Origin of the sequence: Streptomyces sp. ID05-26A (genome assembly GCF_033794685.1) — a bacterium.
Lineage (GTDB): Bacteria > Actinomycetota > Actinomycetes > Mycobacteriales > Pseudonocardiaceae > Lentzea.
The window spans coordinates 2,825,595-2,841,051 of sequence record NZ_JARAYZ010000001.1 but is presented as its reverse complement, the minus strand read 5'-3'; the positions used below and the strand labels follow the sequence as shown (position 1 = coordinate 2,841,051).

The following is a 15,457-nucleotide window of genomic DNA, read 5'->3' as shown; positions in this document are numbered from 1 at the left end:
GGGTGTCAAACCGCCACGCTTTTCGGCGGTTTGACACCCCTTCTCTGATGTGGCCCGCTCTTGGTGTGACTCGTGATGGGACCCCACCGCCGACGCCACCCTCTAAGCAACCGGCAGCCGCCCAAAGCAACAGGCGTGCCATCTACCTACGGCTGGCGCGGGCCCCCTGATCAGATTGCCGGGGGTCTGGGGGCAGCGCCCCCAGGGAAAGCACGCAACCGCAGGCCCGCCAACGCATCTGGGGAACGCGACGCAACAGCCGCGCCCCTAAACCAACTTCCCAGGATTCAAAATCCCAGTCGGATCAACCCGATCCTTGACCGCCCGAAGAATCCCAACCCCCACAGCCCCGATCTCCTTCTCCAACCACGGAAGGTGATCCCGCCCCACAGCATGATGATGCGTAATGGTCCCAACCCGAGAAATAGCATCAGAAGCAGCAACCTTGGCCCGCCCCCACTGCCCGACAGGATCCTCGAGATCCCGAGGCACCAACACGGTGAAGTACAACGAGGCCCCAGTCTCATAAGCATGCGAGACATGGCACATGACCACAGGGTCCCCCAACTCGGCAACCAGAGCACCCCGAACGGCATCCCGAAGCTCAGAAACCCGAGACCAGTGAGTAGCAGTCTCCAACGTCTCGACACAAACGCCGGCATCGATCAACGCATCCCGCTGCCGAGGCCCGTTGAACCGCCCATGCAGCCAAGAGGCCCCCATAGCCCGCCCAAGCCGAACAACCCGATGCCCGCTCAAAGCACTCATGGTCGCAGAACGAGACCGGCACTCCCACCCGAGAATCACCAAACAGGGCGCCTTGACCCCACGCATCCGCAAGTACTTCTTCACAAAATCAGCCCGAGACCCAGCCAACGCCAGGGCAACCTCGGTCTCGTCCACATCGGACAACCGAGTGATGTCAGCCAACACCCCGTCCTGGGCCAACGACCGCACGAGCGAGACCCCGGCCTCCCACCCGTCAACCACAAACCCTTCATACCGAGGCCCGTACGGCCGAGGCCGAACCCGAACAGAAACCTCGGTAATAACCCCAAACAGCCCCTCACTACCCAGCACCAGCTGCTTCAGATCAGGCCCGGCAGCAGAAGCAGGAGCAGCCCCGGCAACCCACTCCCCCACAGGAGTGGCAACCCGAACCGACTCGACCATGTCCTCGAACCGCCCATACCCGGAGGACGCCTGCCCAGCAGACCGAGTGGCAGCAAACCCCCCAATGGTCGCCCGCTCGAACGACTGAGGCACATGCCCCAGCGTGAACCCGTGCTCCCCCAACAACCGCTCGGCCTCAGGCCCGGTGACCCCAGCCTGCAACACAGCAACCCGTGACACAGGATCGACAGAAACAAGCCGCCCGAGCCCAGCGAGATCCAACGCCACAACAGCAGACTTCGGGCCGCGAAGAGCCTCAACCCCACCGACAACCGAAGTGCCCCCGCCAAACGGCACCACAGCGATGTCGTACTCGACGCAAACCGAAAGCACCTCGACGACTTCCTCAGGCGAGGCAGGCAGCACCACAGCATCGGGCACAGCCAACTCCCCATGCCCCCGGTGACGCAACAGATCCAGGTAGGACAGCCCACCGGCCCGCCCGACCCGATCCGCGTCCTCCACGGAGACAGTGCACACAGCCTCCAACGCGGTGAACGCGTCTGCGGTCAACGCAGACGGAGGCACCACAACAGCCACCTCGGCAAGAGGCTCCCCCAGCCCGACACGCTGACTGAGCCAAGCCAGCGCATGAGGCGGCAACGGCACGGTTTCGGAAGTCCAACGGGCCCTGGTCACTGCTACAGTGTTACACATGACGTCTCAACGTCACACCCACGACGCCCTGCTCGACGCCACCCGTGAGTGTGTTCTGGAAGTGGGGGTCCGCCGGACCACCCTCACCGACGTGGCGAAACGCGCCAACGTGAGCCGCATGACGCTCTACCGCCGCTACCCGGACGTCGACCACCTCGTCAGGGCCTTGATGACCAGGGAGTTCGCCGCTCTGCTCGAAGCGGTCGAGCAGGCGAGCGGCCACGGCAACGCACGCGAGCAGCTGGTGAAACGGGCCGTGGACGCCATCCGGCTGCTGGAAGCCAACCCGCTGATGCAACGCGTCCTGCAACTCGACGCCGACCTGATGCTGCCGTACCTGACCGACCGTCTGGGAAGCACCCAGCGGCTGGTCGAGCAGTTCCTCGTCGCGCAGATCGAAGCCGGTCACCTCGACGGGTCGATCCGCTTCGGCGACGCGAAGACCCAGGCCAGGGTGGTGCTGCTGAGCACGCAGTCGATGGTGCTGAGCACCAGGCCCGTCACGTCCGGACTCGACTTCACCTCGCTCCTCGAAGAGCTCGCCAAGCAGCTGGACGGAGCCCTGAAGCCGTGAACACGTCCCTGAACGCCGCGAGGCGCCTGCAAGACCTCGAAGCAGCACGAACAGAAGTCGCCGACGTGCTCGTCATCGGCGGCGGGGTCACGGGTGCGGGCGTCGCTCTCGACGCGGCCTCCCGGGGCCTCAGGACCGTGCTGCTGGAGGCGCACGACCTGGCGTTCGGGACGTCGCGGTGGTCCAGCAAGCTCGTCCACGGCGGCCTGCGCTACCTCGCGAAGGGCGACGTGCGGCTCGCTCACGAGAGCGCCGTCGAGCGCGGCATCCTGATGACCAGGACGGCGCCGCACCTCACGCGCACGTTGCCGATGCTGTTCCCCCTGCACGCCACCGCGGGCCACTTCGTCATGTCGGGTTTCCGCGCCGGCAACGCGCTGCGCATCGCCGCCCGCACGCCGTCGGACGTGCTGCCGAGCCCTCGCCGGGTACCCAGACACGAAGCCCTCGCACTGGTCCCGGGACTGGCACCGGACAAGCTCACCGGCGGACTCCTGAGCTACGACGGCCAGCTCGTCGACGACGCCCAGCTCGTGGTGGCGCTGGCCAGAACAGCCGCCGGACAGGGCGCGAGGATCATCACCCGCGCGAAGGTCGTGACACTGCAAGGCGATGGCGCCGAAGCACAGGACACGCTCACCGGCACCACTTTCAGCGTCAAGGCCAGAGCAGTGATCAACGCGACGGGCGTCTGGGCCGGCACGCTCGCCCCCGTGCACCTGCGCCCGTCCCGCGGCTCACATCTGGTGATCGACGCACGAAGCGCAGGACTCACCGGCACAGCGCTGACCATCCCCGTCCCGGGCGAGCGCAACCGCTACGCACTCCTTCTGCCGCAAGCGAACGGCCGCGCCTACCTGGGCCTCACCGACGAGCCGGTGGACGACATCCCGGACGTGCCGCAGGTGCCGGAGTCCGATGTGGACTTCCTGCTCACGACCGCGTCCCACGTCCTGCAACGAAAGCTCACGCGAGCAGACGTCATCGGCAGCTACGCGGGCCTGCGCCCGTTGCTCGAAGCCCAGGGCCAGACGGCAGACCTTTCCCGTCACCACGCCGTGCTGACGGCACCGAACGGTGTGATCACGGTTGTCGGCGGCAAGCTCACCACCTACCGCAGGATGGCGGCGGACGCGGTGGACGCGACGAACCTGACGCGGGTGCCCTGTCGCACCAAGGACATCCGCCTGGTCGACGACAGGCCGGCGCCGACGACCCCGATCGCACCGGGAGTCACCGAGGCCGACGTCGTCCACGCGATCCGGCACGAGGGCGCGCTGGACGCCGACGACGTCCTCGACCGGCGCACGCGCATCGGCCTGGTGCCGAAGGACCGCGAGAAGGCCGCACCGGAGATCGCGAAACTCCTGACGAACGCATGAAAAACGGGGCGTCCGCGAAGGACGCCCCGTTTCAGCGCAAGGAGATCAGAAGGCGGTCAGATCACTCGCCGATGACCGGCTTCGCGGCCTTCGGAGGCTCGACCAGGGACTCGCCCTCGATCCGCACCTTCCGCTTGTGCTCGTTGCTGCCGCCCTGCTGACCGGCACCGCCGGCCATCGGAGCGCCACCCATCATGCCGCCCATGCCGGCGCCACCCTTGGCACCACCACCGCCACCGGCACCACCGGCGGGTGCGGCAGGAGCAGCGGCACCGCTGCCGGACGCCATGACGCCCGCCGCGCCGCCGAACTGCGTGGCCGAGGTACCACCGGCGCCACCGCCACCGGCAGGGCCACCGCCGAAGCCGGGGGGCATACCGCCACCGCCGCCTCCGCCGCCGCCCTTGGGCACGCCGCCGCCCGCTCCGCCGCCGGCGCCACCAGAGGCAGCGGTCGCGGCGTGGTCGGTCGTCGGCCGGTACCAGTCGGGGTTGCCCGTGGTCGGCGGGACGCCGATCGACGGAGGCTTGACCCCGGCGTTGCCACCGGCCGTCGTGGTCGTGTCGGGCTCCCAGTGACCCGGGACCCAGCGACCCGGACCGGAACCGGTCCCCCCGCCAGAACCCGAACCGGGCGGGACGTAGCCCCCGCCGCCACCCGCGCCGCCGCCCGGGTTGCCGGGAGGGGTGTAGGGGCCGCCGGAGTTGCCGGAGGGCGTCCAGCCGGGACGCACGGCCGGACCGGCACCGACGTTCGGTCCCTGCCCGTACGAGCCCTGCCAGCCGTCGGTGTTGCCGCCGCCGTAGCCGGGACGGACGTTGGTCAGGCCGTCACCACCGGTCGGCCGGCTGGTCGAGTTGTCGTTGACGCCACTGGTGAACGTGCCGCCCGCACCGGCGGACGCGCGGGACTGGTCGTCGGCGCGGATGCCGTCGAAACCACCGGAGGTGGTGCGGACGGGACCGCCACCGCCGCCGCCCTTGCCCTTGTTCGCCATCGTGGAGATCGCGTCGATGATCGTCTCGGCGGCCTTGGCGATCTGCGAGACCGACTGGATCAGCTTCATCAGCTTCTGCACGGAGCCGACGAGCTTCTGCAGGAAGTCGGAGAGCTTCTTCGCGTAGTTGACCGCGGTCGTGACGATGTCCGCGATCGCGCCCGCGATGGCCGCGCCGAAGGTCAGGAACGAGGCCGCCAGCCACTGGATGATCTTCATGACCATGTCGGACACGGCCTGGCTGATCAGGTCCATGATCATCTTGCGGACGGTGCCGACGAGCTCACCGGCGCCCTTCACCGCGCCCGCGATGCCGTCGACCGACTTCGCGAGGGTCTCCAGGCCGGTCGCGTGCCGCTTGGCCGCGGCGCGGTAGCCGTCGGCCGCCCTGCCCTGCCACTCGCGGGTCTGCGAGACGCAGATCTTCTCGTACTCGGTCGCGATGCCCTTGACCTGCTTGCCCGCGTTCTTGAACGACTCGGACATCTTGGCGATGGACTCGGGGCTGCCGAGCAGGACGTCGAACGGCTCGCGCAGGAAGTCGACGTGCTGGATGGCCCAGCTGAAGCCCGCGGACAGGAAGCCGCTGAGGGGGTTCGAGCCGTTGCCGACCATGCTCATGGCCGCGTTCGCGATGCCGAGACCGCCGCTGACCCAGTCGCCGCTCTCGATGGACGAGTAGGCGTTCGAGATGTTGTTGAACAGCTGAGCGGTGTCACCGCTGCCGGACTGCGTCGCAGGGGCGTTCATCCCCGGCCTCCCTTGAAGCCGAACATGTTGTCGAGGTCGACCTGCTCGTACTGCTCGACGGTCTGCTTGAGCCCGCTCGCCATGTCCATCAGCGAGTTCGCGGCCTTGCCGAGACCGTCCTGCGACAGGCCCGCCTCCTGGAGGACCTTCGACGCCAGGAACCCGAGGAACACGCCGAACGCCTCAGTCGTGAGAGCACCCGGATCGCACGTCTCGGTGGCCTTGCGCATCCGTTCCATGAGCCGGTCCACGTTCGCGGCGTGGGTTCTCAGCTCGTCCAGGTCGATGTTGAAGTGCTGCTGCATGCCTAACCCCCTCCTGCACTCAGGCCATGACGTCGGGCGGGTTCGTGAAGTACTCGTCGTCGGGCCGGACGTCCTTGCGCTCCAACTCCGACTTCGGTTCCTCCTCGTCGGTTCCGTCGCCCTTGTATCCGTTCGGCATCTGCGCCTTCACGAACTCGAGCGCGGGGCTGTCACCGACGAAGTCCGTCATGATCTGCACGACACGGCCGGAGGCGTCACGCTGGGCCTTGGTGGAAGCGGCGAGCACGGCGGAGGCGATCTCACTGGGGTCCATGCCACGGGCCTCGGGCTTGATCTGGAGGTCTGTCAGAACGCCTGTGGCGTTGACAGTCACCGTGATCAGGCCGTCCGGCGAGCTGGCGCTACCGCCGACACCACCAAGCTGGTCGCGTGCCTGCTCAGCGTGCTGCTTGGCCTGCTCGATCTTGGCCCCGTACTGCTTGAGCCACTGATCCGGGTCAATGGGCTCCATGGTCACCCCCGTTGAGTGAATTGGTCGTTCATTCGATTCGCCGTAGACGCCCGTATCGTTTCACTCGTTCCCTGCTCACCGATACTTTCAGTGCGATTACCGCCATCCGGGCTAACGAAGGGGTTCACCGTGCCTGAGGGAGTGCTGGAGATCGACCGGATCTCCAAGCGCTACGGGGAGGTCGTCGCCCTGCGGGACATGTCCTTCGACGTGCGCGCCGGCGAGCTCTTCGGGTTCGTCGGCAGCAACGGCGCCGGGAAGACCACGGCCATGCGCATCGCGCTGGGCGTGCTCTCGGCCGACTCCGGCGAGGTGCGGTGGAACGGCAGAACCGTCGACCTCGACACCCGGCGCCGGATCGGCTACATGCCGGAGGAGCGCGGCCTCTACCCGCGGATGAAGGTGCTGGACCAGCTGGTCTACCTGGCCGAGCTGCACGGCATGGGCACCAACGAGGCCCACACGAGCGCGGAGAACTGGATCGCGCGCCTCGGGCTGCGCGACCGCCGCACGGACGAGGTGCAGCGGCTGAGCCTCGGCAACCAGCAGCGCGTCCAGCTGGCCGCCGCGCTGGTGCACGAGCCGGACGTGCTGGTGCTCGACGAGCCGTTCTCCGGCCTCGACCCGGTCGCGGTGGACGTGATGAGCCAGGTGCTGCGCGAGAAGGCGTCCGCCGGGGTGCCCGTGGTGTTCTCGAGCCACCAGCTCGACCTGGTGGAACGGCTGTGCGACCGGGTCGGCATCATCAGCGCCGGCGCGATGGTCGCGAGCGGAACGGTGGACGAGCTCCGGTCGGGTGGCGCGGCTCGCCTGGTCGTTGAGTCGCCAACGACCGACTGGGCTGCCACGCTGGACGCCGTGCGGGTGATCGAGAGGAACGGGACGCGGTGCGTCCTGGAGCTCGCCGACGGCACGGACGACCAGACGGTGCTGCACGCGGCACTCGCGGCCGGTCCCGTGCACGAGTTCTCCCGGCAGCGCCCGTCGCTGACGGAGTTGTTCCGCAACGTGGTGACCACTGAGGGCAGGAGCGGATGACGTCGGCCCGAGCGGTCTCGTTGGTGGCGAAGCGCGAGTTCGTCACGAAGGTGCGCACCAGGTCGTTCCTGATCGGCACAGCGGTGATCATCGCTGTGCTCGCCGGGTACGTGGTGCTGCAGTCCGTGCTGTTCGACGACCAGCAGCACAGCGTCGTCGGTCTCTCCGGGCAGGCGACTCAACTCGCGGACCCGTTGCGGGACAAGGCGAAGGCGTTCGGCATCGAGGTCGAGACGCGGGACGTCACGACCGCGACCGACGCCGAGCAGCAGGTCCGCGACGGCTCGCTGGACGCCCTGGTGACCGGCGCGCCGCCGGAGCTGAAGATGATCGTCAAGGGCTCCGGCGACGACGTGCTGGCGACGGCGCTGAACGACGTGCTGCGCCAGCAGGTGCTGACCGCGCAGCTGGCGGAGGCGGGCATCAACCCGCAGGAGGTCGCGCAGAGCCTCGCGAACGCCAACGTCGCCGTCACCGCGCTGGAACCCGTTGACCCGCAACGAGGTCAGCGCCTCGCGATCGGCCTGATAGTGGCCGCGCTGCTGTACTACTCGCTGCTGGTCTACGGCACGATGGTCGCGCAGGGCGTGGTCGAGGAGAAGTCCAGCCGGGTCGTGGAGATCCTGCTCGCGACCCTGCGGCCGTGGCAGTTGTTGCTGGGCAAGGTGATCGGCCTCGGCGCGGTCGGTCTGCTGCAACTGCTGGTGATCTCCACGGTCGGCCTGGGGCTCTCGTCCGCGTTCGACGTGATCGACGTGAGCGCTCTGGGCGGTACCGCGCTGCTGATCGGGGTGCTCTGGTACCTGCTCGGTTTCTTCCTGTACGCCACCGTGTTCGCGGCCGCCGCGTCGCTGGTGTCACGGCAGGAGGAGCTGCAGTCGGTGCTGACGCCGATCAGCATGACGATCATCGTGGCGTTCGTGGCCGGCATCAACCTGATGATCGGCAGCCCCTCCGGCCCCACCGTGACCGTGCTGTCGTTGCTGCCGCCGTTCGCCCCGATCCTGATGCCGGGCCGGATGGCGCTGGGCGTCGCTCCGGCCTGGCAGGTGCTGCTCTCGATCGTGCTGGCCCTGCTGGCGATCGCGGCGATCACGTGGCTGGGCGGCAAGGTCTACGCGAACGCCGTGCTGCGGACCGGCGCTCGCGTCAAGCTCCGCGAGGCCCTCAAGCTTTGATGGCCTGGTAGCGGTCGAGCGCCACCTGGCGTTCGACCGCGTGGTCGACGATCGGCTGGATCTTCGACGAGTCCGGCGCGTACCTGCGGACGTACGCGCCGTCCGGGTCGAACTTCTTGGCCTGCGTCATCGGGTTGAAGACGCGGAAGAACGGCGAGGCGTCCGTGCCGCTGCCCGCGACCCACTGCCAGTTGTGCTGGTTCGAGGCGATGTCACCGTCGATCAGGTGCTCCATGAAGTGCCGCGCGCCCCACCACCACGGCAGGTGCAGGTCCTTGACCAGGAAGCTCGCGACGATCATGCGCACCCGGTTGTGCATGAAGCCTTCCTGCAGCAGCTGCCGCATCCCGGCGTCGACGATCCCGAACCCGGTGCGCCCCTGCTTCCAGGCCTCGAACAGCTCCTGGTCGTCGTCGTGCACCATGCGGTCGAACTTGCGGTCGTAGTTCTCGCGCGCGGTCTCCGGCTTGTGCCACAGCACGTCGGCGTAGAACTCACGCCACGCGAGCTCGCTGCGATACGTTCCGTCACAGTCCTGGAGCAACGTGCGCGGGTGCAGCACCCCCCACCGCAGGAACGCCGACATCCTGCTCGTCGCGTCCATGTCGGGCCGGTCGCGGGTCGTGTCGTAGTCCGCCAGCCGTTCGTCGCGGAACTCCTCCCACAGCTGCAGCGCGTCGGGGAGTTTCTCCTCGACAGCAGGGAGTTTCTGGGAGTGATCCGGCTTGATCCAGTCCAGAGTGGACGCGTCGGTGTCCGCGGGCTTGCGCCACCCGTGCTCCAGCCAGGCGTTGCGGAACGGCGTGAAGACCTTGAACGGCGTGCCGTCCTGCTTGCGCACCCGCCCCGGCGCGACGGCGTAGGGCGAGCCGGAACGGACGAGTTCGATGTCCCCCAACGCTTCCTCGACGGCCTCGTCACGTTTGCGACCGTACGGCGCGTAGTCCGCGGAGATGTGGACGCTCTCCGCGCCGATTTCCTTCGCGATGCGCGGGACGACCTTCACCGGATCACCGTGCACGACCATCAGACGACCGCCCAGTTCGTCGTTCAGGGCGTGCAAACAGCGGTGCAGGAAATCGATTCGCCGCTGTCCGGACGGTTTCAGCAACCGGTCGTCGAGAACGAACAACGCGAGTGCGCGGGGCGATCTTTCGGCTGCCGCGAGAATCGCGGGATGATCGGATGTCCGCAAATCACGGCGGAACCAGACGAGCGAGGGTGGGGAACTCACGTCTCGACGCTAAAGCGGGCCGGGCGGGTCTGCATGACGGGCGAGCCCGTACGGGTGAGGGCCGCGGTAGCCGTCCGCACGACGAGCTCAGGCGGCCTCGGCACGCACGTCCGTCACGCACCAACCCCAGCAACGCGAAAGGCGCGCCACCCAGCGGGTGACGCGCCCTCAGCCTGCCAGAAGAACTAGCCCGTGATCAGCGGTTCTCCATCGCGATGAAGTCGCGCTCGGTCGGGCCGGTGTAGATCTGCCGCGGGCGGCCGATCTTGGTGGCCGGGTCGTTGATCATCTCGCGCCAGTGCGCGATCCAGCCGGGGAGCCGGCCGAGCGCGAACAGCACGGTGAAGAACTTCGTCGGGAAGCCCATCGCCCGGTAGATCAGACCCGTGTAGAAGTCCACGTTCGGGTAGAGCTTGCGGGAGATGAAGTAGTCGTCGCTCAGGGCGGCTTCTTCCAGCTGCTTCGCGATGTCGAGCAGCTGGTCGTCGGCGCCGAGCTTGCCGAGGATCTCGTCGGCCGTCTTCTTGATGATCGCGGCGCGCGGGTCGTAGTTCTTGTAGACCCGGTGGCCGAAGCCCATCAGACGGACGCCGTCCTCCTTGTTCTTCACCTTGTTGACGAACGACTGCACGTCGCCGCCGTCGTTCTTGATCTTCTCCAGCATCTCCAGCACCGCGCTGTTCGCGCCGCCGTGCAGCGGGCCGAACAGGGCGTTGATGCCCGCGGAGATGGACGCGAACAGGTTCGCCTCGGAGGAGCCGACCAGGCGCACGGTCGACGTGGAGCAGTTCTGCTCGTGGTCGGCGTGCAGGATGAAGAGCAGGTCGAGCGCGCGGACCAGGTCCGGGTCGAGGTCGTAGGCCTCGGCCGGGAACCCGAAGGTCATCCGCAGGAAGTTCTCCACCAGGCCAAGGGAGTTGTCCGGGTAGAGGAACGGCTGGCCGACCGACTTCTTGTACGCGTAGGCCGCGATGGTCGGCAGCTTGGCGAGAAGGCGGATCGTGGAGATCTCCACCTGGTTCGAGTCGAACGGCGACAGCGAGTCCTGGTAGAAGGTCGACAGCGCGGAGACCGCGGACGACAGCACCGGCATCGGGTGCGCGTCGCGCGGGAAGCCGTCGAAGAAGCGCTTGAGGTCCTCGTGCAGCAGCGTGTGCCTGCTGATCTTGGAGGAGAAGTCCTCGAGCTGCGCGGCGGTCGGCAGCTCGCCGTAGATGAGGAGGTAGCTGACCTCCGCGAAGTTGGAGCGCGCGGCCAACTGCTCGATCGGGTACCCGCGGTAACGCAGAATTCCGGCGTCACCGTCGATGTAGGTGATCTCGGAGGAGCAGGAGGCCGTGTTGACGAAACCGGTGTCCAGGGTTACCAGACCGGTGGTCGACAGCAGCTTGCCGAGTTCGATGCCGGACGCGCCTTCGGACGCCGGCACCACCTTCATCTCGAGCTCTCCGCCCTCATGGCGCAGCGCGACGGTCTGTGGGTCGGTCGGCGCAGTCGTCGCGTCGGGCATTCAAGTCCCTCTCAACGCTCGGACGGGGTGGCGGCGGCCAGCACAGGCCGCCGTCGTCTCGGACCACCCCGTTGGGATCTGAGTCTTCAAGTCCACTCACGCTAGTCGGCGGAAGGCCCGCCTCGCAGCAGCGGTGTGAACCGATTCTGTGAGATGGGACCGGCATCACATCCGCAATGCCAGTTTCTAGCGCGGCAACCCCACGGTAGTCCGATCCTCCGTTTTATCCACCCAACGCGGCGGTGAGTTCGCTCGCAAAAGGCGGCTCCGCACCCGCACGTGAACATGTGATCGCGGCGGCCGCACCGGCGTAAGTCAATGCGGCGGTCCATTCCTCCGTGGAGAGGCCACGGATCTTCTCCGCACTCAACGCGTCGTGGTCGTGCAGCCACGCGAGCAGGGAACCCTGCACCGTGTCACCCGCCCCGATCGTGTCGACCACGTCCACCTTCACGGGTGGCACGTCGACCTGTCCGGTGGCCGTGATCACGGACAGACCGTCACCACCTTTCGTCAGGACCACGGCGGCGGGGCCCTGTGAAATCCACGTCCTTGCGATCTCGATCACGTCGTCTTCTTCGGCGAGCCACTGCGCGTCCTCGACCGAGAGCTTCAACAGGCCGACGTCGGGCAGCCACGACCGGAACCGCGCCCGATAAGCGCCCGGATCGTGGATGAGACCCGCCCGGATGTTGGGGTCGAGCGCCGTGAGCAAGCGCTTGCTCTCGCGCCGCAGCACCGTCTCGTAGACCGAGGCGCCGGGCTCCAGCACGAGCGAGAGCGTGCCGAACGAGACGGCCTTCGCTGCGGAAGGCAGCGGTCCGGGGTCCTCGACGAGCCGGTCGGCCGTGCCCTCGACGTAGAACGCGTAGCGCGCGGACCCGTCCTCGGCGAGCCCGACGACGGCGAGCGTGGTGTTCTCCTGTCCACGTTGGACCAGATCCGTTCCCACGTTCGACGCGTGCAGCCGCTTGACCAACTGCTCGCCGAAGTGGTCGGTCGACACCCGCGACAGGAAGCCCGTCGGCACGTCCAGCCGCCCGAGCGCGACAGCCACGTTGTACGGCCCGCCACCGAGCTTCGGCGCGAGCGGCGTGAGCTCGTCGGCCCCTACCGGCACCATGTCGACCAGTGCCTCACCAGCAACCACGATCACGCGCTCTACTCCTTCTGGGAGACCCCGTTCCTCTGGAGCCCATCCAACAGCAGTTCGCCCAGCGCGGTGAACGCCTCGGCGTCCGAAACGCCTGCCCGTTTCGTGAGGACACCGGTCTGGATGCCCTCGATGAGCAGGCCGGCCATCTCGGCGAACAACGTGGCGTGCACCTCGCGGAACACGTGCCGCTCCACACCGTCCTGAATGAACGCTTTGATGCGCTCGGCCGCAGCGCGCGCGTTGCGTTCGTACGTGGCGCGCGTGGGCGGGAAGTCGGACACGTCCGCGATGAACGCCGCCGAGGCCTTGCTCAGCTCCTCCGCAGCCCCCGCGAGGTAACTGCCGATGCGTTTGCGCACGTCGTCGAGGCCCACGATGCGCTTCTCGATGCGTTCGGCGGCACCCTTGAAGTACCGGCCGACGACCCGGACCGCCAGCTGTTCCTTGCTGCCGGCGAGCGCGTACAGCGTCGACTTCGAGCAGTGCAGCCTGCCCGCGATGTCGTCCAGGGTGAGATGCCCGAAGCCCTCGGCGAGGAACAACGCCTCCAACCGGGTGAGCAGCTCGGCCTGCCGCTGCGTGAGCGCCCGCGTCATGTGTCGACCCTGCCACATTGACTGGCTGGTGTACTGCACAACGCACTAGAGTACAGCTACCAGTACACACCGGAGGTCGACGATGCCCGCCGAGCGGTTGCTCCCCACGCAAGAGGCCGAGGACCTGATCGCGCTGGTCAAGGAGATCGCGCGGGACGAGCTGAAGCCCCACGCCGCGGACGCCGAGGAGAACGAGAAGTTCCCCCGCGACGCGTTCCGCCTGCTGGGCAGGTCGGGTCTGCTGGGCCTCCCGTACCCCGAGGAGTTCGGCGGCGGCGAGCAGCCCTACGAGGTGTACCTGCAGGCCCTCGAAGAGGTCGCCTCAGCGTGGATGACGGTCGCCGTGGGCCTCTCGGTGCACGTGATGTCCTGCTACGGCCTGGCCACCTTCGGCACCCGTGAACAGCAGGACCGCTGGCTCCCGGAAATGCTCGAAGGCGAACTGCTGGGCGGCTACGCCCTGTCCGAGGTCCAGGCGGGCTCCGACCCGGCCGCCATGTCGACGAGGGCGGTCCGCAAGGGTTCCGAGTACGTCGTGAACGGCACCAAGGCGTGGATCACCCACGCGGGCGCCGCCGACTTCTACACCCTCATGGCCCGCACGAGCCCGGACGCGGGACGCGGGATCTCCTGCTTCCTGTCCCCCGGCGAGGCCCAGGGCATCACCGCCGCCACCCCGGAACGCAAGATGGGCCTCACCGGCTCCATCACCGCGCAGCTGGCGTTCGACGACGTCCACTTCGGCACCGACCGCCTGATCGGCAACGAGGGCGACGGCCTCAAGATCGCACTGTCCGCTTTGGACTCCGGTCGTCTCGGCATCGCCGCCTGCGCCGTGGGCCTGGCCCAGGCGGCCCTGGACGAGGCGGTCGCCTACGCCAAGACCCGAACCCAGTTCGGCCGTCCGATCATCGAGTTCCAGGGCCTCGAGTTCCTGCTCGCCGACATGGCCGCGGCGGTCGAGTCGGCCCGGGCGACCTACCTGATGGCGGCCCGCCGCCGAGACCGCGGTCTCCCGTTCCGCCAGCAGGCGTCGATCGCCAAGCTCATCGCCACGGACGCGGCGATGAAGGTGACGACCGACGCCGTCCAGGTGCTCGGCGGGGCCGGCTACACCCGTGACTTCCCGGTGGAGCGCTACATGCGCGAGGCCAAGGTCCTGCAGATCTTCGAGGGCACCAACCAGATCCAGCGCCTGGTGATCGGCCGCGGCCTGCGCTAGTTCTCGCGGTAGAAGGGGTCGGCCACGACCCCTTCACCCTTGCGCTCGTCCCACGTGTAGACCTCACGCCCCTGCACGTAAACGTGCAGCGCACGGCTCATCACGTCGAGCGGATCACCCGACCAGATCACGACGTCACCGTCCAGTCCCGGCTTCAACGAGCCGACCCGGTCGTCCAGTCCCATGATCCGCGCGGGATTCGTCGTGATCGACCGCAGCGCGACGTCGCTGTCGAGCCCTTCCTTCACCGCCAAGGTGGCCTGGTGCACCAGGAAGTGGATCGGGATGACGGGATGGTCCGTCGTGATCGCCAGTTCCACCCCGGCCCGCGCCAGGATGCCGGGGTTGCGCAGTCCCCGGTTCCGCAGCTCCACTTTGGACCGAGTGGTGAACAGCGGCCCGATGATGACCGGGATCCGCTTGTCCGCGATGACGTCCGCGATCAGGTGCCCTTCGGTGCCGTGGTTGAGGATCAGCTTGTAGCCGAACTCCTCCGACAGCCGGATCGCCGTGGCGATGTCGTCCGCCCGATGCGCGTGCTGGCACCAGGGCAGCTCACCGTTGAGGACCTTGCCCAGGATCTCCAGCGTGGGGTTGCGGTCGAACGCCTTCCCGTCCTTCTCCGCCTCGGCCTTCTTCGCCAGGTAGTCCTGCGCCTTGGTCAGCTCGTCCCGGATGACAGCCGCGACGCCCTGCCGCGTGGACGGCAGCTTGCCCTTGTCGCCGTAGACCCGCTTGGGGTTCTCGCCGAGCGCGCTCTTGACGCTGACCGGCTCCTTGACCAGCATCTCGTCGACGGTCCGTCCCCAGCACTTGATCGCAACCGTCTGACCACCGATGGGGTTGCCGGAACCGGGCTTGATCACCGCGGTGGTGACACCACCGCTGAGCGCGTCGGCGAAGCCGAGGTCCGCGGGGTTGATCGCGTCGAGCGCCCGCATCCGCGCTCCGACGGGATCGGTCATCTCGTTGGTGTCCTGGCCGGCCCAGCCCTCGGCCTCCTCGTGGACGCCGATGTGCCCGTGGGCCTCGACGAACCCGGGCAACACCCAAGCCCCGTCCGCGTCGACGACCTCGATCCCGTCCGGGATCTCGACGTCGGCGCCGACCGCGACGATCTTGCCGTCCTGAATGAGGACGGTCCCGCCCTCGACGGGTTCGCCGTCGACGGGCACGACGTAGCCACCGGTGATCGCGATGTTCATGGTTAGCA

At 67.9% G+C, this 15,457-nt stretch carries 14 protein-coding genes; 5 read left to right on the top strand and 9 right to left on the bottom strand.

What is annotated here, in order from left to right; all coding sequences use genetic code 11:
- Positions 1-267 precede the first annotated feature (267 nt).
- Positions 268-1,830, bottom strand: coding sequence for an FAD-binding oxidoreductase (locus PV646_RS14105; protein ID WP_500341858.1), 1,563 nt, complete (start codon positions 1,828-1,830; stop codon positions 268-270).
- Here PV646_RS14105 and PV646_RS14100 point away from each other — a divergent pair.
- Complete coding sequence (locus PV646_RS14100; protein ID WP_500341857.1) at positions 1,829-2,404, top strand: TetR/AcrR family transcriptional regulator; 576 nt, start codon at positions 1,829-1,831, stop codon at positions 2,402-2,404. The genes PV646_RS14105 and PV646_RS14100 overlap by 2 nt on opposite strands.
- Positions 2,401-3,786, top strand: coding sequence for a glycerol-3-phosphate dehydrogenase/oxidase (locus PV646_RS14095; RefSeq protein ID WP_500341856.1), 1,386 nt, complete (start codon positions 2,401-2,403; stop codon positions 3,784-3,786). Before PV646_RS14100 ends, PV646_RS14095 begins: the two co-directional genes overlap by 4 nt.
- A gap of 61 nt (positions 3,787-3,847) precedes the next feature.
- Here PV646_RS14095 and PV646_RS14090 read toward each other — a convergent pair whose 3' ends face one another.
- From PV646_RS14090 to PV646_RS14080, 3 genes are read right to left on the bottom strand one after another with little or no spacing between them, the layout of a single operon-like run.
- Complete coding sequence (locus PV646_RS14090; RefSeq protein ID WP_500341855.1) at positions 3,848-5,533, bottom strand: WXG100 family type VII secretion target; 1,686 nt, start codon at positions 5,531-5,533, stop codon at positions 3,848-3,850.
- Positions 5,530-5,838 carry a hypothetical protein gene (locus tag PV646_RS14085; RefSeq protein WP_189160657.1) on the bottom strand — a complete coding sequence of 103 codons (309 nt, stop codon included), beginning with the start codon at positions 5,836-5,838 and terminating at the stop codon, positions 5,530-5,532. The genes PV646_RS14090 and PV646_RS14085 overlap by 4 nt, the downstream gene beginning before the upstream one ends.
- Before the next feature lie 19 nt (positions 5,839-5,857).
- Entirely contained in the window at positions 5,858-6,310 is a 453-nt protein-coding gene (locus PV646_RS14080) for a YbaB/EbfC family nucleoid-associated protein (RefSeq protein ID WP_090065808.1), read from the bottom strand.
- 129 nt (positions 6,311-6,439) lie between these two features.
- Here PV646_RS14080 and PV646_RS14075 point away from each other — a divergent pair, with 129 nt between their 5' ends.
- Positions 6,440-7,348, top strand: coding sequence for an ABC transporter ATP-binding protein (locus PV646_RS14075; RefSeq protein WP_500341854.1), 909 nt, complete (start codon positions 6,440-6,442; stop codon positions 7,346-7,348).
- Positions 7,345-8,526 carry an ABC transporter permease gene (locus PV646_RS14070; RefSeq protein WP_500341853.1) on the top strand — a complete coding sequence of 394 codons (1,182 nt, stop codon included), beginning with the start codon at positions 7,345-7,347 and terminating at the stop codon, positions 8,524-8,526. The genes PV646_RS14075 and PV646_RS14070 overlap by 4 nt, the downstream gene beginning before the upstream one ends.
- On the opposite strand, the gene PV646_RS14065 is transcribed toward PV646_RS14070, so the two are convergent.
- From PV646_RS14065 to PV646_RS14050, 4 genes are all read right to left on the bottom strand, one after another.
- The gene (locus tag PV646_RS14065) at positions 8,516-9,760 is read right to left on the bottom strand and encodes a cryptochrome/photolyase family protein (RefSeq protein WP_500341852.1); all 1,245 of its coding nucleotides are present in this window, start codon (positions 9,758-9,760) and stop codon (positions 8,516-8,518) included. The two genes, PV646_RS14070 and PV646_RS14065, sit on opposite strands and share 11 nt — an antisense overlap.
- A 196-nt stretch (positions 9,761-9,956) precedes the next feature.
- Positions 9,957-11,270: a citrate synthase gene (locus PV646_RS14060; protein ID WP_500341851.1), complete on the bottom strand. Its 1,314-nt coding sequence runs from the start codon at positions 11,268-11,270 to the stop codon at positions 9,957-9,959.
- A gap of 223 nt (positions 11,271-11,493) precedes the next feature.
- Positions 11,494-12,426: a carbohydrate kinase family protein gene (locus tag PV646_RS14055; RefSeq protein WP_500341850.1), complete on the bottom strand. Its 933-nt coding sequence runs from the start codon at positions 12,424-12,426 to the stop codon at positions 11,494-11,496.
- Positions 12,427-12,431: 5 nt separating this feature from the next.
- Positions 12,432-13,022 (bottom strand): TetR/AcrR family transcriptional regulator, encoded by a 591-nt coding sequence (locus tag PV646_RS14050; protein WP_500341849.1) that lies wholly within the window; start codon positions 13,020-13,022, stop codon positions 12,432-12,434.
- An 82-nt stretch (positions 13,023-13,104) separates the two neighbouring features.
- Here PV646_RS14050 and PV646_RS14045 point away from each other — a divergent pair, with 82 nt between their 5' ends.
- Positions 13,105-14,244: an acyl-CoA dehydrogenase family protein gene (locus tag PV646_RS14045; RefSeq protein ID WP_500341848.1), complete on the top strand. Its 1,140-nt coding sequence runs from the start codon at positions 13,105-13,107 to the stop codon at positions 14,242-14,244.
- Here PV646_RS14045 and PV646_RS14040 read toward each other — a convergent pair.
- Positions 14,241-15,449: an amidohydrolase gene (locus PV646_RS14040; protein WP_500341847.1), complete on the bottom strand. Its 1,209-nt coding sequence runs from the start codon at positions 15,447-15,449 to the stop codon at positions 14,241-14,243. The genes PV646_RS14045 and PV646_RS14040 overlap by 4 nt on opposite strands.
- Positions 15,450-15,457 lie beyond the last annotated feature (8 nt).

Bases quoted from the DNA above. Each gene is read 5' to 3' on its own strand.
- PV646_RS14100 (WP_500341857.1), top strand. From the start codon at position 1,829: ATGACGTCTCAACGTCACACCCACGACGCCCTGCTCGACGCCACCCGT.
- PV646_RS14105 (WP_500341858.1), bottom strand. From the start codon at position 1,830: ATGTGTAACACTGTAGCAGTGACCAGGGCCCGTTGGACTTCCGAAACC.
- PV646_RS14090 (WP_500341855.1), bottom strand. From the start codon at position 5,533: ATGAACGCCCCTGCGACGCAGTCCGGCAGCGGTGACACCGCTCAGCTG.
- PV646_RS14085 (WP_189160657.1), bottom strand. From the start codon at position 5,838: ATGCAGCAGCACTTCAACATCGACCTGGACGAGCTGAGAACCCACGCC.
- PV646_RS14080 (WP_090065808.1), bottom strand. From the start codon at position 6,310: ATGGAGCCCATTGACCCGGATCAGTGGCTCAAGCAGTACGGGGCCAAG.
- PV646_RS14070 (WP_500341853.1), top strand. From the start codon at position 7,345: ATGACGTCGGCCCGAGCGGTCTCGTTGGTGGCGAAGCGCGAGTTCGTC.
- PV646_RS14060 (WP_500341851.1), bottom strand. From the start codon at position 11,270: ATGCCCGACGCGACGACTGCGCCGACCGACCCACAGACCGTCGCGCTG.
- PV646_RS14050 (WP_500341849.1), bottom strand. From the start codon at position 13,022: ATGACGCGGGCGCTCACGCAGCGGCAGGCCGAGCTGCTCACCCGGTTG.
- PV646_RS14045 (WP_500341848.1), top strand. From the start codon at position 13,105: ATGCCCGCCGAGCGGTTGCTCCCCACGCAAGAGGCCGAGGACCTGATC.
- PV646_RS14040 (WP_500341847.1), bottom strand. From the start codon at position 15,449: ATGAACATCGCGATCACCGGTGGCTACGTCGTGCCCGTCGACGGCGAA.